Consider the following 15,555-nt stretch of genomic DNA (forward strand, 5'->3'; position numbering starts at 1 on the left):
TCTCCGACCTTTCCCTAACTCCCGTCAGGGGTTGGCCGGTGTTCGACGTACTCGATGACGGTGCCGTCGGGGTGCTGTGCGGTGAAGCCGGTGCCGGTGGGGACGCGGTGCGGCGGGACCAGGATCCGCGTGCCCTCCTCGGCGGCGAGCCGGGTCAGATAGGCGTCGGCGGAGTCGACGAGCAGCGTCCCGTCGGTGGCCCGAAATGGCTCAAGGACCTCCTCGGTGGCCTCGACGAGCAGAAAACTTCCGACGACGGCGAGGGTGAGTTCCCTGGCGGGATACGTGAAGTACATGTCCCGTTCCACGCCGAGGAGCCGCTCGTAGAAGGCGGTGACGGAGTCCAGGGTGCCGGGCGGGGTGTAGACGCGGATGAGGGTGCGGGGTTCGGTGAGGTGGGAGGAGTCGTTGTGGCGGCGGATGACGACGGGGGTGTCGGTTGGGGTCTCGGTGGGGGTGTTGGTGGGGGTGTCCTTCGTGACGGCGTGGGTGCCGGTTGCTTCGGTCATGCGGCAAGCATCAGGCCGGGAATGGGGCGCTGCCAGGCGCGTGTTCATGGGGTGAGCGGAGGTCACAGGATGACGGACACGGCCCAGCGGGCACGGGGTGCGCTGCGGCGCGAGCTGGGCGGTTTCCTGCGCGCGCACCGGGGCCTTGTCGCCCCGGCGGACGTGGGACTGCCGCCCACCCCGCGGCGGCGCACGTCCGGGCTGCGGCGCGAGGAGGTGGCGGCGCTCTCCGGGGTGTCGGTGGCCTGGTACACGTGGCTGGAGCAGGGGCGCGTGGACACGTCCCGGCAGGTGCTCGACGCGGTGGCGCGGGCGCTGCGGATGGACGGGGCGGCGTGGGAGCACGCGCTCGCGCTCGCGGGGTTCGCCCCGGACGGGCTCTCCGCGCCGGACGGCCTCCACGCCCCGGACGCACGCGATGCGTCGGACTCCGTAGCGCTCAACCACCAACTGCTCCTGGACAGTTGGCCCACAACCCCTGCCCTCCTCCTCGGCCCCGCCCTGGACCTCCTCGCCTGGAACACCGCGTACGCCACCCTCTGGCCCGACCCCGCAGCCGTACCCCCCGACCGCCGCAACCTCCTGCTCCTCCTGACCGGCGACCCCCACCACCAGCGCCTCCTGCCCGCCTGGCAGCCGCTGGCGATGGACCTCTACCGCCACTTCCGCACCCGCGCGGACCGCGACCCGCTGTCGGCGCGCTTCCGGGAGCTGACGTCCCGGCTGCGCGCCGAACGGCCCGATCTGGAGGAGTGGTGGGACTGCCGGTCGGTGGGGGACTTCGCGCCGCGAACCGTCGAACTGACCCTGCCCGACGGCGAGTTGGCACCCTACGGCGTGACGCTTCTGCTCACTCCTGAGCCTCGGGGCGGGGCGGTGCTTGTGCAGACTCCGGCTCGCTCTCGCTGAACAGGTCGGCGTACTGGGCGCGGACGGCGTCCCTGGCGGTGATCACGCGGGCGAGGCGGGGGCCGAGGCGGGCGCGGTCGGCGCCGGGGGCGTGGAGGAGGGTGGTGAGGTCGTCAGCGAGGTCGGCGAGGTCGGCCCAGTGGGGCGCTTCGGCGGCGAGGACGTGGGTGAGGCGGGCGTCCGCGTCCGTCCAGTCGGACAGGGCCAAGGCGATCAGGGCGTGCAGGTCGTCGTGCCAGGGGGGCGGCTCGTCGGAGGCCAGGGCGAGCCGCCGGGTCCGCTGCCACAGGGGACGTGCGGCGGCGAAGCCCTCGGCGCCGAGCACCGCGAGGGCGAGGAGGTGCAGGCCGTACACCTCGTCGTCCTCGCACTCGGCGAGCGCGACGCGGCGGGCGCGGTCCCACTGCCCGGCCATGCGGCAGGCCTTGCTCAACTCGTCGGCGGCCACGCTGTCCTTGTCGGCTTCCAGCTCGGCGAGGGCGAGGTCGGGGCGGCCGCACCACATGTGGATCTCGGCGGTGGTGCGCCGCACCCACCCCAGGTCCTCCCCTCCGGTCTCGACGTACCGGGCGAGGTCGGCGCGGGCCTCGTCCGTGCGGCCCATGGCGAGGTGGACGAGGCCGCGCTGCCGGTGGGGCCAGGCGAGGTCCGGTTCGAGTTGCACGCACCGGCGCAGGTCGACGTACGCCTCGCGGTAGCGGTCCAGCCGGTACAGGACGGCGCCGCGCAGGGCGAGGGCTGAACAGGACTCCGGTTCCAGCGCCTCCGTCTCGCCCAGGTCTTCCAGGGCCTGCTCGTCACGGCCCAGGTCGTACATCACCTGGGCATGCTCGTAGCGGATCCAGCCGTTGTCCGGCAGGAGGGACTTGGCCCGGTCGACGTCGGCGACGGCCTGTTCGGTGGCGTCCAAGGCCAGGTGGACCGAGGAGCGGTGGATGAGGGCCCAGGCGTAGTCCGGGTCCTGCTCGATGGCCCGGTCGAGGTCGGCGAGGGCCTCCTCGTTCCGGTCGAGGCGGTGCAGGGCGAGGCCACGGCTCGCGCGCGCCGTCACGTACTCGTCGAGCAGACCGATCGCGCGGTCGTAGTCGCCGAGGGAGTCCTCGGGACGGCCCCACATCCGCAGGAGGTCGCCCCGCTCGCAGGCCACCCAGGGGGAATCCGGGGCGAGTTCGACGCATCGGTCCAGGTCGGCGAGGGCAGCGGTGAACTCGCCGAGGCCGCGGCACACCCGCGCTCTGCGGACCCGCGCCCACAGGTATTCCGGCTTGATGCGCAGGGCGCGGTCCAGGGCGGCGAGGGCTTCCTCGTGCTGGTCGAGGGCATTGTGGGTCGCGCCGAGTTCCGCCCAGCTGTCCACGTGCCCGGGGGCGCATTCGACAGCCCGGGTCAGGTCGGCGAGGGCCGCGTCATAGGCCCCCATGGTCCGGTGCACCTGACCGCGCATGGTGAGGACGAAGTCGTCGTCGGGTGCGAGGGCGTGGGCGTGGTCCAGGTCGGCGAGGGCGTCGTCGTACGCTCGCGTCAGGAACCGGGCGTAGCCCCGGCCGTACCAGGCCCGCACCAGCGCCGGGTCGAGTGCGAGCGCCAGGTCGTACTCCGCGATCGAGGCCGGGTGATCCCGGCCGATGCGCAGCTCCCGCCCCCGCACGGCATGCGCGAGAGCCCGCGTCGCCGAGTCGAGCCCGCCCCGATCGAGCAGCACTTCAAGGGCTGCGAGCAACCCACCCCCCTCGAAGGCCCGCAGCAGATCGCTCCCCCGCCCCCCGACGCCCCGCGCGTCGGCGTCCTCCCCAGCCGCCACCAACACATCGGCACACCTCCGCGCGGCCTCCTCGTCCCACCCGCCCGCCTCGACCACACTCCGCAGGGCAGCCGGCAGCGCACCCCGCTCCCCCGAGCACAGCAGGTGATACATCTCCGCGAGCCGCAGCTCCCGCCACCGCTCGTCGCCCCAGAGGCCTTCGGGGTCGAGCCCGGCCCCGGCCTCGGCGCGCCACTCGCCGTACGCCTCCGCCAACTGCCGGTGCGTACCGGCCCACCAGCGGGGCGACCGGGTCCGCTGGAGCCGCAGCATCGGAGCCCGCACCACGTCGTGGTACTGGAGCCGGTTGCCGCGCTCGCTCACGAACGGCAGCCCCCGCAGCCACCCGAAGAGCTCCGCCGCGTCGCTCTGCGCGCACACGCCCGAGACGGCGGCCTCGAAGACGTCGGCGTCGAGCCTGCGGGGCAGGGCGCAGGCGAGGGCGACGGCCTGCCGGACGGGGTCCTGTTCCCACTTCAGGAACCGTTCGACGGCGGAGGCGCAGGGGTCGCCGACGTCGTCGACGCTCTCGGGCCGGTTCTCGGCGAGGGTGGACACGAGGACGGGAAGCCCGCCGGAGAGCCGGAGCACTTCCTCGACGACGGCTTCGGCGACGACGCCCTTGCCCGCGAGGAGCCCGCGCGCTTCCAGTTCGGTGAAGGGTTCGAGCGGTACGTCGACCATGAAGTCGGCGAAGTCGCCCCACCGGGTGGCGTCGAACCCGTGCTGCCCGGCGGTCACGGCGACGACGTTCGCGGGCAGCTGCCCGTACCGCTCACTGGTCATGAGGTCGCACAGCCACGCGTCGAGGAAGGGGGCGGTCCGCTCGTACGTGTCGAAGAAGAGCACGATCCAGGGCACGGAGGCGGCGACCTCGCCCAGCTCCTTCAGGAACACGGGGGTGAGCACCCGCTCCGGGGAGAGGACGAGCTGGACGTCGTCCTGATTCCGGAAGCGGGTGCCGAGCCCAGCGCGCAACCGGTCGGCGCCTTGGGCGAGTTGGGCGGGGTCGACCGCTCCGGCGAGCATCCCGACGCCGGGCAGCAGCCCGAGCCCGGCGAGGCCGGCGCGGGCGACGGTCATGCTCGCGGCGGAGGGCTGGGGCGGCTGGCCCGGCTGACCCGGCTGGCCTGCCTGGCCCGGCCGACCCGGCTGACCCGGCTGACCCGGCTGACCCGGCTGGAGCGACTGCTCCTCCTGCGCCCCGTTCAGCGCCGCGAGGGCCGCCGCCGACTCGGCCTCGTACCGCCGCTCCCGATGGGCGACGAGCAGCCGGTCCAACTCCTTGAACCGACCCCCCTTACCGCCACCGCCCTTGCCCCCCTTGCCCTCCATGCGCCCGAACTCCGCACTGATCACCCCCAACGCGTCCGCGACACTCCCCACGGACTCGTCCACGTAGGCGGTGAGGGCGCCCCGCTCGTCGGCGAGTTGCCGCATCTCCCGTACGAGGGATGTCTTGCCCACGCCCGCGTTGCCACGGACGTGAAACAGGAAGCGGTGCCGCTCGTCCTCCGGCGGCAGGTCGAAGTTCCCCCGGAACGCGGCGAGTTCCTGCCGCCGCCCCACAAATCCGGCCCGCCTGCGCAGCCGGATCAACTCCTGCATGGACGGCTGCCTACCCGCGTCCGACGCCATCGGCTCCACTCCCGGCTGGACTAATGCTGGTCAGGCCTTTTCGATGGCCTCGAAGATGTCGGCGTCGGTCTCCTGCTGCCACTGCGGCAGCTCGGGCCAGTCAGCGACATATCCCGGCTTCGGGTCCTCGAAGTGCTTGTACATCTGTGCGGTCCAGCATGTCGCCACGAACCGGCTCTTCTGCTCGCGGGAGAGCCTGGACGCGTGACCGCCGCTGATCTCGACGAACTGGCGGACCTGCTCATACACGGCGCCTGCGGCCTCGCGCTCCCACTGGGGCGTGTCGTCCCAAGGGGTCACGTACCCGGCTTTGGGCTCGCCGGGGAAGTGCCGGTGCACTCCTGCGATCCATGTTTCCCGGAACAGTCGTGCACCTGCGATCTGCGACATGCCATCCCTCTCGTCACGGCGTGTTCAGCATGGAGATGTCCGTCCCCAGCTCCGCCACACGCTGATCCTTGCCCAGGGGACCGAACTTCTCGCACAGGGCTTGGAGTCTACGGGCGACGTACCCGGAGGCTGAGGCTCGCGCCAGCCCGAGGGCCTCCCGGCCGTAGAAGACGAGTTGTTCGGGGTCGCTTCGCCGGGCACCGATCGCCGCGAGGTCGGTCAGCACGGCTCCCCTGCGCCGATATGAGTGGCCCGATGCCAACGCGGTCTGTTCGAGCGCCCGCTTGAGCGTCGCTTCCGCCAAGTCGAGGCGGCCGAGCTGAACGTACCGGGCCCCACGCTCCTCGCCGAGCCGATCGCCGTCGAACCGCAGCCAGCCGCCGTTCGCGCAGCCCGCGGTGAGGTCCTGCACCTTTTCCGCCTGGGCCAGGGCCCGTTCGCATGCTCCCAAGTCGCCCAGTCCTGCGTGCGCCTCTGCGCGCACCGATGCGACCCAGTACCGGGTCGCGAGGGCGCCGTCACCCCGCTCGGCGACGCGTTCAGCCGCCGTGAGGACCTGGGCCGCCTCTTGGTAGCGACGTTCGGACATGTCCACGTAGGCGTGCCGGACAAGGGCGCAGGCCCACAGGTCGTACGCCCTGGCGTCCTTGCTGACGGAAGCGGCCAGTGAGTACGCGGAGGCCGCGTCGGTGTAGCGGTTGGCGTCGAAGGAGACCTCGCCGGCCAGTTGGAAGAGGTCGGCTGCCGCGTTCAGGAGCGGGCCGGAGCTGCCGGGAGTCCGCGCCGCCAGTGCGTCGTTCAGGGTGGCGAGTTGGTCGCGGACGACGAGGTGGAGGGCGCTCTTGGATCGAGCCAGCCGGTAGACCTGCCATAGGTGGCTGTTCATCCGCGCGAAGTCGGCCGGTGCGCCTCGGCGGACTCCCTCGGCAAGGGCTTCTGCCTCATCGAGCGGCAGGCCGGTCAGCACGCCGCTGACGGTGAGGATGCGGAGGAACTCGCGGCGGATCATTTCGTCGGGGTCTCCCGCGCCTGAGTGGTCACTGGTCTGAGGTTCGGCGGCTTCCCGGTCCGTGGCCGGTGGCGGCGCCAGGAGGGCGTCGAGCTCGGTGAGGCTGACTTGAAGGGCCGCGGCCAGGCTTCGTCGCTGGAGCGGCTGAGGCTTGATCCTGCCGCTTTCCCAGCGCCCGACCGTTGTGCGGTCCACGCCGAGCAGCTCGGCCAGTTCCTCCTGACTGTAGCCCAGGGTCTTGCGCCGTCCCGCCAGTCCCATGACGGCCCCTTCCTCTGCCCCAGACCTGCGGCGTTCACGTGCGCGGAGCTGCCTCAAGACTGCCGCATCGACGCCGTGGAGCGCTTGAACTCCCGCCGGTTTCCTGGAGGTTGTCGCACTCGACGACGAACAGGAGAGCCCGCGATGAGTACAGCCGTGAAGCTGCGCGACCCGAGGACATTCGTATCGGCGGACGTGTGGGAGCGGGAGGTGAATCTGATCATGCGCGACCAGGAGACCGGCGGGACAAAGCGGAGAGGGTGTTCGGCCAGACGATCGCGTACTTCGTGACGGCGGGAGAGAACCCCGACACCCTCATCGGCCCGTCCAAGGAGGTGGACAAGGGTGTCCACTCCTTCATGCTGGACACGATCCCGTTCCACCAGTTCACGTAACCAGTGCTACGCCGGCTGCACCGACTCACCGAACAGTGGCGAGAGCGGGAAGTAGAGCCGTGCGGCGATCAGGCCCGGCCTCGAACCTGAGGGTGGGCCTTCCGGCTCGAAAGGACCATGGGATGACGCTTGCCGACGTATGGGACCGGTTCGCCGACGGCAGGTCCCCCCGCAGAGCCGTGAACGCCCAGGGGGCATCGACGTGGCTGAACTGGACGCAGTATCCGGACCATGGGCCGGACGAAGGCGTCCTGGGTGACGTGGCTGGTCGGGAGGTTCTGGAACTCGGTTCCGGTGCCGGTGGCAACCTCGCCCATCTGGCCACGCTCGGGGCGCGCTGCGTCGGCGTGGACGTGGCGCCGAGCCGCGAGCGGACGGCGCGGGAGCGATGGGGGCATCTTCCCGGGCTCGAGTTCCGCACGGCGGAGGCGACCGAGCACTTGAGTCGGTCCGGCGACCGCTACGACTTCGTGTGTTCGATCTTCGGCGCCGTGTGGTTCGTCGCCCCACCTGTGCTGCTGCCGCTGATCCGTGCGCGGCTCGTCCCGGGCGGCGTCCTCGCGTTCTCCCAACTACCGCCCGGAGCGCAGCAGATTGCGTCGGGCAAGGCCGCGGTCCGACACGATCACTCTCCCGGGGAGTGGGCCGACTTGCTGCACCGTCACGGGTTCAGGGATGTTCGGGCGGATGTGATCGCACCTCCGGCGGGGCGGCAGGTAGGGACCATGCTGGTTCGAGCGGTCGCTTAGGTGCGGGGTGGGGGCGCCCCCGGGTACGACGAAGGCCCCCTCGTCGCTGACGAGGGGGCCTTCGTTCTGCTGGAGCGCCCGGCAGGCCTTGCACCTACATTTCCCATCGGATGATGGGCGTCTTTCCTTGGACCACAGACGCGTGACTTCCGTGCGCTGCACCGAAGTTACGCATTGATCGTACACCCTCGTGAGGGTCCGTCACGCCACGTCCGGGCCTCCGGACCGGGAGGGTCTGGCGGCGAGGCCGGGGATGAGGACCGCCGCCACCGCCAGGTGCATCAGGGCGAGGGTCGTGCGGGTGCCGCCGTCCATGCCGTCGCCGATGAACGGCAGGAAGGACACGGCGAGTCCGGCGCAGGCCGCCCCGGTCCAGAGGGCGCGGGCGCGGTGCGGCGCGAAGCGTTCCAGGGTGGCGAGGAGCCCCCAGCCGGCGAGCGATGCGAGCAGGGCGACGGCCGCCACGGGCACGGCTCCGATGTCGAGGGTTTCCCCGCCGTCGGCGATCCGCGACCGGTGTCCCAGCAGTGGGTCCGCGACCAGCCACACCAGGACGGGGGCGAGGACCGCCAAGGCCGTCACACCCAGGCGCCTGCGGCCCGTGCTCACTTGGCGTCCGCCGAGACCGCCCCGTACAGGAAGACCTCCACCAGTTCCTGCGGCGTCAGGTCGGGCTCGTCCTCCGTGCGCGGCTGGGTGAAGAGCAGCCCGAAGAAGAGCGCCGCGATCTGCTCCGGCGGCCTGCGCAGCGCGGACTTGTCCGGCTCAAGGAGGTCCACGAGGGCCGCGCGGACACGCGTCATCGACTCCTCGCGGCCCGCGCCGCGCACCGTGCCGGGGTGCTTGCCGCCGCCGTGCCCCAGGGAGCCGAGGATCGCGCCCATCCTGGACAGGTGCGCCTGCAGCGCCTCGGCCGCCTCCGCGAGCCGGTCGGGCAGCGGCTGGGACGCGTCGATCGCGTCGAGCTCGCGGACCGCGTGCTCGGGGGACAGCGCCTCGGCCACGCACGCCTGGAGCAGTTCGTCCTTGTCGGCGAAGACCCGGAAGATCGTGCCCTCCCCGATGCCCGCCGCGCGAGCGATCTTCGCGGTCGTCACGGCCGCCCCGTACTCGGCGATCAGCGGGATCGCGGTCTGGATGATCATTTCGCGGCGCCGCTCCGGCGACATGGCGGGGGCGCGGCGGCGGGCGGCCTGGCCCGCCTGGCCCGCCTGGCTCGTCTGACTCATCTGACTCATCTGACTCATCTGGCTCGTCTGGCTCGTCTGGTTCGACTGGCCCGTCTGGTTCTGCCTGGGTGCTGTCATGACTCCGAGAGTACGGAGTGAGTCCTCACTCCGTCAATGAGTGAGGACTCACTCCGTTCGTTTCCCGGCGCGCCTACGCCGCCGCCCGGCTCGGGCGGCAGTCCCTGCACCGCCCCGGCCGCTCCCCCCGGAAGGCCCGTTCGCACCCGTCGCAGGTCTGCATCGGCAGGGGTCTGGCGGCCGCCTCCCGTGGCTCCGCCCCCTCGGGCAAGGGTGGCGGCATCCGCTCCGTGAGCCGGTGCGCGAGGAGGGCGGCCGGGCGGCGGAGCGGGTCCTGCGGGAGGTCGCTGGTGAGCGCGTGCCGTACGACGGCGGGTGGCACTCCGCGCGCCAGCCAGGCGGTGACGGCGGGGGCGAGGCGGTGCACGTCGCCCTCGGCGAGGAGGAGGCGGGGGTCGTGGGCGCGGAGGCTCGTGAGGAGGGTGATGGCGGTGGGGTTGGCTGGGGGTGCCGGTTGGGGGGCCGGTTCGGGGGCCGGTCGCGCCGGGGGTACGGGGGCCAGGGCGGGGGCCGGTGTCGCGGCTGGCGTCGGCTGCGGCATCGGCGCCTGTGAGCGGACGTACGCCTGCGGCATGTTGTACGAAACCGTGCGCGTGACGATGCGGCCGGATGCGAGGCGTTCCTTGGTGCGGGCGAGGTAGCCGTGGGCCTCCAACTCCCGCAGGGCGGCGGCGATGCGCATCTCGCCCTCGGGGAAGCGCTGGGCGAGCACCTTCACCCCGATCCGCGATCCGGCGGGCAGCGACTGGATGTGGACGGCCAAGCCGATCGCCGTGAGGGACAGCTCGTGGTGCTGGGCGAGGTGGTTTCCGACCACGGTGAAGCGGTCGGGGTGGCGCTCGGTGACGTGATGGAGTCCGGCGCTGACACGTCCGGCGGAAGCGCCGGACTGCGCGCGCGTGGGCGCGCTAGGCTGCTGTGCAGTCATCAGGAAGGGTTCTGCTTCCTTGGTGAACAGGCCCTCGCACTGGGATGCCAGTCCCGGCGAGGGCCGTTTCATGTCTTGGGTTGTCGCCGCTGACGCTGCACCATCGACTGCCGTATATGCCAGTGGAGTTGGCCGTTTTCACTCGCGAGAGTGAGCGACGGGGCTGGTGGGGTTGGGTAGGTAATTTCCCCGGTTCTTTTTTCTTTTGGCGTCGGGCCCGACCGGGTCGCGGACGGCCAGGACCCGGTGCGACGTCTCATCACTCAGCGCGGAAGGTGGGCCTCATGGAGGACGAGGAAGCCGCGGCGGTGCTCAAGGCGGTGGGCCGCCAGATCAGGGCGTGGCGCGAGGCCGCGGGCATGCGCCGGTCCGAACTCGGCGCGGCCATCGGGTACGGCGAGGAGATGGTGTCCTCGGTGGAGCGGGGGCGGCGGATCCCCAAGCCGGAGTTCCTCGACAACGCGGACGAGGCGTTGGGGGCGGGCGGGAAGATCTCGGCGATGAAGCGGGATGTGGAGGAGGCGCGGTACCCGAAGAATGTTCGGGACTTGGCCAAGTTGGAGGCGGTGGCGGTGGAGCTGGGCGAGTACACCAGCCTTCACGTCCAGGGGCTTCTGCAAACGCCGGAGTACGCGGGGGCGTTGTACGCGATGCGGCGGCCCGCCTACACAGAGGACGAGGTCGAGCGACTCGTTGCCGCCCGCATGGCACGGAAGGCCGTCTTCGACCGCGTGCCCCGCCCGGAGATCACCTTCGTCCAGGAAGAGGCGGCACTACGGCGACCCATCGGGGGCAGAATGGTGCTGCGGAAGCAGCTCGAACACCTGTTGGAGATGGGTCAGTTGCGGCACGTCTCGATTCAGGTCATGCCCCTGGACCAGGAGGACCACGCGGCCATGATGGGCTCGTTCCAGCTGCTGAAGTTCCGGGACGGAAAGACGCTCGGGCACGTCGAGGCCCAGCTGCACGACCGAGTGATCAGCGCTCCCCAGGACGTTCAAATCCTGGAAATGCGCTACGGCATGATCCGGGCGCAGGCTCTCTCCCCCCGACATTCGCTGGCCTTCATCGAGAAAGTCCTGAGAGTAGAGACATGACATCAGACCTGAAGTGGTTCAAGAGCAGCTACAGCGGCAACGACGGGCCTGCGTGCGTTGAGGTCGCCATGCAGTGGCGCAAGAGCAGCTACAGCGGCAACGACGACGCCGACTGCGTCGAAGTCGCAATAGCCACCACCCACGCCACCGTCCACATACGCGACTCCAAGAACAAGGGCGCCGCCCACCTGACCGTCACCGGCACCGCCTGGGCGGACTTCCTCGGGTTCACCACGCCGTCCTGATCACCGCCGAGGCCACACGCCCCGTTGTCACAGGCTGCTGGCAGGATCGCGACCCATGAACGCCACTCCTGCCAGCCCTGGCACCCCCACCACTCCCCCGCGGCCGGTCGACGTCGCCGCCGTCTTTCCCCAACTGGCCCCGCTGGCCCGCACGGCGACCCGGCTGCACCCCCGCCCGGGGGCGCCCTCGCCGCGCGACAGTTCGGTCGGCGGACCGCTGCTGTGGCCCGCCGACGAGCCGTGGCCGCACTGCGAGGGCCCGCATGAGGTGGACGGCATGAACCTGGCCCTGTCGCCGGGGGACCTGCGGCTGGAGAGGCGGATCCACGCCGCCGCGCGCGGCAGGAGCCTGACTCCGGAGGAGCGGGAGACCCTGGAGCGGATACGTCCCCCCAGGGAGCTTCCGCTCAGCGTGGCGGTGCGGCCGTACGACGGTTCTATGGCGATGCTGCCCGTCGCGCAGCTCTACGTACGGGACATCCCTGATCTGCGCGCGCCGGAGGGAGCGGACCTGCTCCAGGTCCTGTGGTGCCCCTTCGACCACCCGATCATGCCAAGGACGGCGCTGTTCTGGCGGTCGGCGGCCTCGGTCACGGACGTGCTCGCCACGCCCCCGGAGCCGCCCGCGGTGCAGTTCGACGGCTATCTGCCCGAGCCGTGTCTGCTCGCCCCGGAGCAGGTCGTCGAGTACCCGAGCACCATGGAGTTGAGCAAGGAACTGCGGGAGCAGGTGGGGAACTGGGGCCTGTGGGAGGCGGCCGGTGCGGGGCTCGACAGCTCCTACGCGTCCTGCCCGGAGGAGTTCTACTGGGGCGCGCTGTCCGTCGCACCCGGCTGGAAGGTCGGCGGCTGGCCCTCCTGGGGTGCCACCGACCCCAGCCCTCGGCCCTGCCCCGACTGCGGCAGCGACATGGACGCGCTCCTGACCATCGCCACGTTCGAGGGCGACCGCTCGACCGGCACGTGGTTCCCGTACGAGAACCAGGGCGCGGAACCGCCCACCGGCGTCGGCCACTTCGACCCCCGTGAGCCCACCCGGGTCCAGATCGGCAGCGGCTACAAGCAGCAGCTGTACGTCTGCCCGAAGGCGCCCGAGCACCCCCACACCGAACAGATGCAGTGACCGGCAGCAGCCCGATCGAGCCAACCAGTACGGTTCCGGCCTGCGTTCGTCGCGAGTTGTCCGCGTACCTCCCCGGAATTGTCCGTGATCCGTAACAGACGGATCCCCCGGCCCATCCGCCTCATCCTGCCTGGTGGCCGGGGAGCGGCCGGGGCGCACTGAGGGACTTCGCAAAGGGGCGGACATGGCACGGCACAGCGGCGGGCGGGGCTGGTACGGCAAGGTCATCGGGGCTGCGCTCGGGGTGATGATGCTCGCCACCGGGGCGTCCGTGTGGACCGCGCAGGCCGGGGACGCGGACGAGCCGACGCCGAAGCCGAGCACGCCGAGCAGTGCCGTGAAGCCGGTCGAGGACACCATCGTGCACGCCTCCGACGCAGGCAAGCGCGGCGTGAACATCACCATCGACGACGGCCCCGACCCCAAGTGGACCCCACAGATGCTGGACCTGCTGCGGCAGTACGAGGTGAAGGCCACGTTCTGCATGGTGGGCACGCAGGCCCAGGCCCACCCCGACCTCGTCAAGAAGGTCGTCGCCGCCGGGCACCGGCTCTGCGACCACTCGGTGTCGCACAACACCGCCATGGACAAGGAGTCCGCCGCCTACCGCTCGAAGCAGATCCTCGACGCCGAGCGCATGATCACCAAGGCGTCCGGGGGCGTCCGGCCGATGTACTACCGGGCCCCCGGCGGCGCCTTCACCCCTGACAGCCGCAAGCTCGCCGCCTCCCGCGGCATGCGCCCCCTCGGCTGGAACGTGGACAGCAAGGACTTCGAACTCCCCGGCACGAACGCCATCGTCTCCACGGTCCAGAAGGAGGTGGCCAACGGCCCGACGATCCTCTTCCACGACGCGGGCGGTGACCGCGCCCAGACCGTCGAGGCGCTGCGGCGGCTGCTGCCCTGGCTGAAGCAGCAGGGGTACTCCTTCGGGTTCCCGGTGCGCTAGGTGTTCCGCCGAGCGATCAGCTCTGCGTCTCCTCGCGGCGTCCCACGGCGGCCGCACCGGGTACGACGAGCAGCTTGCCGGTGGTGCGCCGAGCCTCCAGATCGCTGTGGGCCCGGGCGGCCTCGGACAGTGCGTAGCGGCCCGTCACGGTGACCTCGAGCGCCTTGGAGCGCACCCACCCGAACACATCGGCGGCCCGTCGGAGCAGTTCGGACCGATCGGCGATGAAGTCCCCGAGGCTGGGCCGGATGAGGGTCAGCGAACCGCCCTGGGCGAGCCGCATGGGGTCGAAGGGCGGCACCGCACCACTTGCCGCGCCGAAGAGCACGAGACGGCCGCGGGTTCGCAGGCTGGCGAGGCTCGCGTCGAAGGTGTGCGCGCCGACGCCGTCGAAGACGACCGGCAGTCCCTGACCGCCGTTGAGCCGCCTCACCTCGGCTGCGAGATCGTCGACCGCGGAGGAAACGATCACCTCGGCGGCCCCGGCACGCTTCGCCTGCTCGGCCTTCGCCGCGGTCGACGTCGTGCCGATCACCCTGGCGCCGAGATGGGTGATGAGCTGGGTCAGAAGCAGCCCCATGCCACCGGCGGCCGCATGCACGAGCACCGTGTCGCCCGCCTGAACCGGGTAGGCGTCCTTGACGAGATAGTGCGCGGTCATGCCTTGGAGGAGCACGGCGGCGGCTGTCTCGAAGCCGATGTCGTCGGGCAGCGGCACCAGCCGGGAGGAGTCCACGACGGCCCGCTCGGCATACGTGCCGGGAATCTCCGCCCAACCGACCCGGTCCCCGACCGCGACGTCAACGACGCCGGGTCCGACCTCGACGACCGTGCCGGCGCCCTCGGTGCCCGGGGTGAAGGGCAGCGGGAGGCTGTACCGGCCCTCGCGGTGGTAGACGTCGAGGAAGTTGACCCCGGACGCGGCGACCTCCACGACCGCCTCGCCCGGACCCGGCCGCGGCTGGTCCACCTCGGCCTCCCGCAGCACCTCGGGACCGCCCACTTCGTACACCTGAATCGCTCGCATGACCCTCCAATGTCGGCTCGTCCCCCCACCAACCCCGTTGCTGGCGATCCGATTCCCGTTCGCCGTCGCGCCGAGGCGCCCTTGACCTCAAGCTCGCTTGAGGTACGAGGCTTGCAGAACACGCCGGTCTCCGCGCCGTAGCGGGAAACCGGGCGGCCGGGCCGGACAGGCCCTAGCCCCAGGTGCGTTCGCACAGGACCAGGCGGTAGCCGTCCGGGTCCTCGACCGTCACCCCGTACTCGTCCCAGTAAGGGTTGTGCGCGGCCACGCGGGTTCCGCCGTTGCTCGTCAGGCGGGTCACCAACTCCTCGTCCACCGGGGCCCCGAGGTAGACCACGAACAGGTCGTCCACCGTCGGGGTCGGGTCCAGCGGGGCCTCGGGGTCGTTCGTCAGCTCGAAGTGCCAGCCGCCGCCGCGCGGGCCGACCATGATCAGGTCGTGCTTGCCGGAGACGCGCTCGGTGGTCCGCCACAGGACGTCGAGGCCGAGGCCGTCCACGTAGAAGCGTTCGGCGGCCGCGATGTCGCGGGAGGGGCGGGCCACGCGGATGTGGGTGGTGGGGGTGATCACTTCGCGGCCTCCGCCTTCTTGGCCTCGGAGTCGGCGTCCGCCGTCTTCGCGGCCGCCGTCTTCGCCGACTCCAGCGCCGCGCGCCACACCGGGCTGTCCACGTAGTGGTTGTCGAAGCGCTCCGACGACTCCGCGATCTCCTTCGGGTCCGCCTCGCCGCGCAGCACCCGGCCGAGCAGACGCAGGTAGTCGAAGCGGTCCATGCCCGGCGTGAACACGAACATGACGTCCGCCTCGCAGCCGGGGGCCGCGGCGAAGGCGTGCGGGGTGTGCGGCGGCACCGCCAGGAAGTCGCCCGCGTTCAGGACGGTGATCTCCTCGCCCACGAGGACCTGGAGCGAGCCGCTGATGACGAAGAAGAGTTCCGTCGCCTTGGTGTGGAAGTGGGCCGGCGCGCCCACCGCGCCCGTCGTGAAGGTCGACCGGTAGCTCGTGAAGCCGGCGGCGCCGGACGACTCGCCGAGCAGGGTCATGACGCTGCTCGGGTCGGCGCAGGTCTCGGCCTCCGCGCTGCGGGTCAGGAGGGCGTTTCCGCTGGTGGTCGTGGTCTCGTTCGCGTTCTTGTCCGTGTTCATGACCATGACTCTATGCGTCGGAGTGACCGTTGGGACAGGTCATTCTAGAGGCTGAATTGTGGGTCAATTCTT

General features: G+C 71.2%; 17 protein-coding genes. 7 read left to right on the forward strand and 10 right to left on the reverse strand.

Annotated elements, in window-relative coordinates; genetic code table 11:
- Positions 1–14: 14 nt before the first annotated feature.
- The gene (locus AB6L24_RS21610; RefSeq protein WP_405657541.1) at positions 15–509 is read right to left on the reverse strand and encodes a VOC family protein; all 495 of its coding nucleotides are present in this window, start codon (positions 507–509) and stop codon (positions 15–17) included.
- Positions 510–578: 69 nt separating this feature from the next.
- On the opposite strand from AB6L24_RS21610, the gene AB6L24_RS21615 reads away from it, so the two are divergent.
- Complete coding sequence (locus tag AB6L24_RS21615; RefSeq protein WP_405657543.1) at positions 579–1,418, forward strand: helix-turn-helix domain-containing protein; 840 nt, start codon at positions 579–581, stop codon at positions 1,416–1,418.
- Here the strand turns inward: AB6L24_RS21615 and AB6L24_RS21620 are convergent.
- From AB6L24_RS21620 to AB6L24_RS21630, 3 genes are read right to left on the reverse strand one after another with little or no spacing between them, the layout of a single operon-like run.
- A complete protein-coding gene (locus AB6L24_RS21620) occupies positions 1,360–4,827 on the reverse strand; it encodes a tetratricopeptide repeat protein (RefSeq protein WP_405657545.1) in 3,468 nt (1,155 codons plus the stop codon). The two genes, AB6L24_RS21615 and AB6L24_RS21620, sit on opposite strands and share 59 nt — an antisense overlap.
- Positions 4,828–4,887: 60 nt before the next feature.
- The gene (locus AB6L24_RS21625; protein ID WP_405657546.1) at positions 4,888–5,247 is read right to left on the reverse strand and encodes a hypothetical protein; all 360 of its coding nucleotides are present in this window, start codon (positions 5,245–5,247) and stop codon (positions 4,888–4,890) included.
- A gap of 13 nt (positions 5,248–5,260) precedes the next feature.
- A complete protein-coding gene (locus AB6L24_RS21630) occupies positions 5,261–6,574 on the reverse strand; it encodes a helix-turn-helix transcriptional regulator (RefSeq protein ID WP_405657547.1) in 1,314 nt (437 codons plus the stop codon).
- Between the two features lie 203 nt (positions 6,575–6,777).
- Here AB6L24_RS21630 and AB6L24_RS21635 point away from each other — a divergent pair, with 203 nt between their 5' ends.
- The gene (locus tag AB6L24_RS21635; RefSeq protein WP_405657549.1) at positions 6,778–6,912 is read left to right on the forward strand and encodes a hypothetical protein; all 135 of its coding nucleotides are present in this window, start codon (positions 6,778–6,780) and stop codon (positions 6,910–6,912) included.
- Between the two features lie 122 nt (positions 6,913–7,034).
- A complete protein-coding gene (locus AB6L24_RS21640) occupies positions 7,035–7,661 on the forward strand; it encodes a class I SAM-dependent methyltransferase (protein WP_405657551.1) in 627 nt (208 codons plus the stop codon).
- A 201-nt stretch (positions 7,662–7,862) separates the two neighbouring features.
- Here AB6L24_RS21640 and AB6L24_RS21645 read toward each other — a convergent pair whose 3' ends face one another.
- The 3 genes from AB6L24_RS21645 to AB6L24_RS21655 form a co-directional block, all read right to left on the reverse strand.
- Entirely contained in the window at positions 7,863–8,270 is a 408-nt protein-coding gene (locus AB6L24_RS21645) for a DUF6069 family protein (protein ID WP_405657552.1), read from the reverse strand.
- The gene (locus tag AB6L24_RS21650; RefSeq protein WP_405663217.1) at positions 8,267–8,806 is read right to left on the reverse strand and encodes a TetR/AcrR family transcriptional regulator; all 540 of its coding nucleotides are present in this window, start codon (positions 8,804–8,806) and stop codon (positions 8,267–8,269) included. Before AB6L24_RS21650 ends, AB6L24_RS21645 begins: the two co-directional genes overlap by 4 nt.
- Before the next feature lie 235 nt (positions 8,807–9,041).
- Entirely contained in the window at positions 9,042–9,896 is an 855-nt protein-coding gene (locus AB6L24_RS21655) for a helix-turn-helix domain-containing protein (protein ID WP_405657554.1), read from the reverse strand.
- Positions 9,897–10,180: 284 nt separating this feature from the next.
- On the opposite strand from AB6L24_RS21655, the gene AB6L24_RS21660 reads away from it, so the two are divergent.
- The 4 genes from AB6L24_RS21660 to AB6L24_RS21675 all read left to right on the forward strand — a co-directional run bounded on the left by AB6L24_RS21660 (position 10,181) and on the right by AB6L24_RS21675 (position 13,310).
- Positions 10,181–10,993 (forward strand): helix-turn-helix domain-containing protein, encoded by an 813-nt coding sequence (locus AB6L24_RS21660; protein ID WP_405657555.1) that lies wholly within the window; start codon positions 10,181–10,183, stop codon positions 10,991–10,993.
- Positions 10,990–11,238 carry a DUF397 domain-containing protein gene (locus AB6L24_RS21665; RefSeq protein ID WP_405657556.1) on the forward strand — a complete coding sequence of 83 codons (249 nt, stop codon included), beginning with the start codon at positions 10,990–10,992 and terminating at the stop codon, positions 11,236–11,238. Before AB6L24_RS21660 ends, AB6L24_RS21665 begins: the two co-directional genes overlap by 4 nt.
- Positions 11,239–11,293: 55 nt before the next feature.
- Complete coding sequence (locus AB6L24_RS21670) at positions 11,294–12,361, forward strand: hypothetical protein (RefSeq protein ID WP_405657557.1); 1,068 nt, start codon at positions 11,294–11,296, stop codon at positions 12,359–12,361.
- A gap of 184 nt (positions 12,362–12,545) precedes the next feature.
- On the forward strand, positions 12,546–13,310 hold the full coding sequence (locus tag AB6L24_RS21675) for a polysaccharide deacetylase family protein (protein WP_405657558.1): 765 nt from the start codon (positions 12,546–12,548) through the stop codon (positions 13,308–13,310).
- Positions 13,311–13,326: 16 nt separating this feature from the next.
- Here AB6L24_RS21675 and AB6L24_RS21680 read toward each other — a convergent pair whose 3' ends face one another.
- The 3 genes from AB6L24_RS21680 to AB6L24_RS21690 all read right to left on the reverse strand — a co-directional run bounded on the left by AB6L24_RS21680 (position 13,327) and on the right by AB6L24_RS21690 (position 15,483).
- Positions 13,327–14,337 (reverse strand): quinone oxidoreductase family protein, encoded by a 1,011-nt coding sequence (locus tag AB6L24_RS21680; RefSeq protein WP_405657559.1) that lies wholly within the window; start codon positions 14,335–14,337, stop codon positions 13,327–13,329.
- Positions 14,338–14,509: 172 nt separating this feature from the next.
- Complete coding sequence (locus AB6L24_RS21685; protein ID WP_405657561.1) at positions 14,510–14,908, reverse strand: VOC family protein; 399 nt, start codon at positions 14,906–14,908, stop codon at positions 14,510–14,512.
- On the reverse strand, positions 14,905–15,483 hold the full coding sequence (locus tag AB6L24_RS21690; RefSeq protein ID WP_405657563.1) for a cupin domain-containing protein: 579 nt from the start codon (positions 15,481–15,483) through the stop codon (positions 14,905–14,907). The genes AB6L24_RS21685 and AB6L24_RS21690 overlap by 4 nt, the downstream gene beginning before the upstream one ends.
- Positions 15,484–15,555: the final 72 nt, after the last annotated feature.

This window comes from Streptomyces sp. RK9 (assembly GCF_045070545.1).
Taxonomy (GTDB): Bacteria; Actinomycetota; Actinomycetes; order Streptomycetales; family Streptomycetaceae; genus Streptomyces; species Streptomyces alboflavus.

Coding starts and splice junctions, on each gene's coding strand:
- AB6L24_RS21620 (WP_405657545.1), bottom strand. CDS start 4,827: ATGCAGGAGTTGATCCGGCTGCGCAGGCGGGCCGGATTTGTGGGGCGG.
- AB6L24_RS21650 (WP_405663217.1), bottom strand. CDS start 8,806: ATGATCATCCAGACCGCGATCCCGCTGATCGCCGAGTACGGGGCGGCC.
- AB6L24_RS21665 (WP_405657556.1), top strand. CDS start 10,990: ATGACATCAGACCTGAAGTGGTTCAAGAGCAGCTACAGCGGCAACGAC.
- AB6L24_RS21625 (WP_405657546.1), bottom strand. CDS start 5,247: ATGTCGCAGATCGCAGGTGCACGACTGTTCCGGGAAACATGGATCGCA.
- AB6L24_RS21610 (WP_405657541.1), bottom strand. CDS start 509: ATGACCGAAGCAACCGGCACCCACGCCGTCACGAAGGACACCCCCACC.
- AB6L24_RS21660 (WP_405657555.1), top strand. CDS start 10,181: ATGGAGGACGAGGAAGCCGCGGCGGTGCTCAAGGCGGTGGGCCGCCAG.
- AB6L24_RS21675 (WP_405657558.1), top strand. CDS start 12,546: ATGGCACGGCACAGCGGCGGGCGGGGCTGGTACGGCAAGGTCATCGGG.
- AB6L24_RS21640 (WP_405657551.1), top strand. CDS start 7,035: ATGACGCTTGCCGACGTATGGGACCGGTTCGCCGACGGCAGGTCCCCC.
- AB6L24_RS21615 (WP_405657543.1), top strand. CDS start 579: ATGACGGACACGGCCCAGCGGGCACGGGGTGCGCTGCGGCGCGAGCTG.
- AB6L24_RS21670 (WP_405657557.1), top strand. CDS start 11,294: ATGAACGCCACTCCTGCCAGCCCTGGCACCCCCACCACTCCCCCGCGG.
- AB6L24_RS21680 (WP_405657559.1), bottom strand. CDS start 14,337: ATGCGAGCGATTCAGGTGTACGAAGTGGGCGGTCCCGAGGTGCTGCGG.
- AB6L24_RS21690 (WP_405657563.1), bottom strand. CDS start 15,483: ATGAACACGGACAAGAACGCGAACGAGACCACGACCACCAGCGGAAAC.
- AB6L24_RS21655 (WP_405657554.1), bottom strand. CDS start 9,896: ATGACTGCACAGCAGCCTAGCGCGCCCACGCGCGCGCAGTCCGGCGCT.